This window comes from Profundibacterium mesophilum KAUST100406-0324, from assembly GCF_009835145.1.
Lineage (GTDB): Bacteria > Pseudomonadota > Alphaproteobacteria > Rhodobacterales > Rhodobacteraceae > Profundibacterium > Profundibacterium mesophilum.
In genome coordinates this window covers 1-2,482 of the sequence record NZ_APKE01000053.1, presented here as the reverse complement: position 1 = coordinate 2,482, position 2,482 = coordinate 1, and the positions used below count along the sequence as shown (strand labels likewise).

6 protein-coding genes are annotated in these 2,482 nt (G+C 59.5%); 5 read left to right on the top strand and 1 reads right to left on the bottom strand.

The annotated features are described in order from the left end of the window. Positions 1-153 precede the first annotated feature (153 nt). Positions 154-414 carry a hypothetical protein gene (locus PMES_RS16770; RefSeq protein ID WP_159966739.1) on the bottom strand — a complete coding sequence of 87 codons (261 nt, stop codon included), beginning with the start codon at positions 412-414 and terminating at the stop codon, positions 154-156. A 201-nt stretch (positions 415-615) separates the two neighbouring features. On the opposite strand from PMES_RS16770, the gene PMES_RS16075 reads away from it, so the two are divergent. The 5 genes from PMES_RS16075 to PMES_RS16055 all read left to right on the top strand — a co-directional run. Beyond that, the gene (locus PMES_RS16075) at positions 616-984 is read left to right on the top strand and encodes a hypothetical protein (RefSeq protein WP_009807505.1); all 369 of its coding nucleotides are present in this window, start codon (positions 616-618) and stop codon (positions 982-984) included. A gap of 43 nt (positions 985-1,027) precedes the next feature. Next, entirely contained in the window at positions 1,028-1,642 is a 615-nt protein-coding gene (locus PMES_RS16070) for a lytic transglycosylase domain-containing protein (protein ID WP_159966738.1), read from the top strand. A 107-nt stretch (positions 1,643-1,749) separates the two neighbouring features. Further along, on the top strand, positions 1,750-2,034 hold the full coding sequence (locus PMES_RS16065) for a TrbC/VirB2 family protein (protein WP_037931816.1): 285 nt from the start codon (positions 1,750-1,752) through the stop codon (positions 2,032-2,034). Continuing rightward, positions 2,027-2,305, top strand: coding sequence for a VirB3 family type IV secretion system protein (locus PMES_RS16060; RefSeq protein ID WP_043772477.1), 279 nt, complete (start codon positions 2,027-2,029; stop codon positions 2,303-2,305). Before PMES_RS16065 ends, PMES_RS16060 begins: the two co-directional genes overlap by 8 nt. Continuing rightward, the coding region (locus PMES_RS16055; protein WP_159966737.1) for a hypothetical protein at positions 2,295-2,482 on the top strand (188 nt) is incomplete at its 3' end. The genes PMES_RS16060 and PMES_RS16055, both read left to right, overlap by 11 nt.

Genomic DNA, 2,482 nt, shown 5'->3' with positions numbered 1-2,482 from the left:
TGCCCTTTGCTTCTGATTGTTTTTGCCACGCGTCACATACCTTTTGTGACGTCGCTAGCGGATGAAATCTGTTATCTAAAAAGTAGATATTTGAGGGTGTTATCGGCGTCTGGTTTCCATGGGCTGCAAGTCTGATGCTCCCGAAGCTGCCCATCAATCCCCTACCAATTGCAGAAATCGGCCGTAGTCCTCACTGACCTCCCTCGCTTCCTCGAATGCACGGGCCCGTTCACCGTCGAGGCACCGGAAGTAGCTCTGGATATCCTGAATGTAATCTTCGAAGTCGCCACGGATGATATCCGCATAGTCCCGCGCGGCCTGCGAATCGCTTGGCAGGAAAGGACGGGCCGGGGCGAAGCAGGATTCCGCCAAAACCGGCCCGGGAACGCAGATCAGAAGGGCCACAGCTTGCAATGGGAGCAGGCATGTCAACCTTGGGTTTCTCAAACCTGTTATCTCCTTGATCGCGGACACTGGCCGTGACTAGTGTTTGCGTAACCAAACTACAGCCAAAGCACGATATTACATCTTGCGGTTGATAATATACTATCGTAACTCTGGGCTTCAAGTAGGGATGCCTGGGGTCGCGCCATTGGAGAAAGCGTGAGCCGGGCCATGAACTGGGACATCGAAGCACCAAATGTGGTTACGGAAGCCAGGTTCCGCGAGCTTGTGGAAAGCGGCTATAGCGCAGAAATCCTGTGCCAGGAGTCGGCACACAAGAAAGGCCCTAGCTATTACGGGGTCTGGATCATGCGTGTTGTCTCTGATGACGGGGTCGAAAAGCTCCTCGTCACCGCCCGCACGCGGACGACCTACAACGATATCAAGATCCGCGAGTTCAAGACGATCTCTGGCGTGGTGTCTTTCTTCATTGGCCTTGGTTTTGCGCATGTCGACCTGCCGCTTGAGGCGGGGACAAGCCGTACGCACAAACTTGCGCCGCCAGACAAAGCCCCATCAGACAAGGGCGCTGGCAGCTAACCTCGTCTGTCTCTGGCTGGTCGCAGCACCTGCCTCAGCGCAAATGGTCCTGGTCATGGAGAGCGACGGCTCCCTGACCCCGTCCCGCTCTCAGAGCAGCTTTGCTCGAAACTACAATGAAGGGATTGGTCAGAGTTCGGCCTCCGATGGGATCGCGATCTTCGGCGAGGTAGAGGCCGAGCAAGAGGGCGTCCAAGTCGCGGCCCTTGCCCGCCCGACTCCCCTGCCCCGCGCCGATGTCCTCTCCGGGATTCAGACCACGGCCTTGCGCTATGCCAGCCATCCCGGCCTGCGTCGCGCGGGGCTTTCCGTGACGGATTGGCTGGCTCTCTATCGGGCCAATATCGAGGTTGAGAGCGCCTACCGGCAGGATGCGATTTCAAGTGCAGGTGCCATTGGCCTTGGTCAATTGATGCCAGCGACGGCGCGTGATCTGGGTGTCGACCCGCGTGATCCGCTGCAGAACCTCGACGGCTCCGCCCGCTACCTCGCGATGATGCTGGAGACGTTCGGCGATCCGCACCTGGCGCTGGCGGCCTACAACGCGGGGCCGGACGCCGTGCGCCAACACGGTGGCATTCCCCCTTACCGAGAAACCCAGAACCACGTGGCCCGCGTCATGGCCGTCGTGGCACGATTGGAAGGATCAAATTCATGATGTCCCAACCTTTTTGGAAATCATTCCTCAAAACACTTATCGGCAATGTCACGAGAGCGCGCAGCGCGGCAGTGCATTGGCGATACCGCTTTTTCCAAACAAGTTGGATTTCAAACCTCTTTGTCGCCTCGCTGGCGCTATTCCTGTTCATTGCCGAGCCCGCCCTTGCACAGAGCATCGATCTCTCCCCGATCCAGAGCTTGTTGCAGGGCATTGTCGACGCGCTGACCGGCCCCCTTGGTGTGGTCATCGCCACACTCGCAGTCCTCGGCGTTTTCTTGAGCTGGTTTTTCAACATCATCGACCTGCGCCAAGCGCTTTGGGTCCTCGTGGGCATTGCCGGTGTTGCGGCCGCCCCCACCATCGTTGCCGCGGTCTTTGCCGGTGGCTGAGCGCGCGCCTCTCTTTCTCGGCCTCGTGCGCCCGCCCAAGCTTCTGGGCCTGCCCATCATGTACGCGATGGTCTGGCTCTTCGGTTCGGTGCTCTTGTTCGTCTGGGTCCAGCACATCGGGGTGCTGGGCGTGGCCGCCCTTCTTTATCCGGTGCTGTGGAAGGCCGCAGATTGGGACCCGCGTTTCATCGACGTGATGATGACGGCCCTGCAGGAGACACCGCCCACGCGCAACAGGTCCATCCATGGCGGGGACAGCTATGCCCCGTGATGACGCCCGTGATGCTGCGCTCGATGCCCGCACAATGACGCCAGACTGGTATGCGCGCGAGACCCGGCTTGCGCATATGCTGCCCTATGTGAGCCTCGTCGACGACCAGACCGTGCGGACACGGGTGAACGAACTCTTCCGCTGCATCCGGCTCGAGGGGATCAACAGCTACACGAC

Coding starts and splice junctions, on each gene's coding strand:
- PMES_RS16075 (WP_009807505.1), top strand. CDS start 616: ATGAACTGGGACATCGAAGCACCAAATGTGGTTACGGAAGCCAGGTTC.
- PMES_RS16070 (WP_159966738.1), top strand. CDS start 1,028: ATGGTCCTGGTCATGGAGAGCGACGGCTCCCTGACCCCGTCCCGCTCT.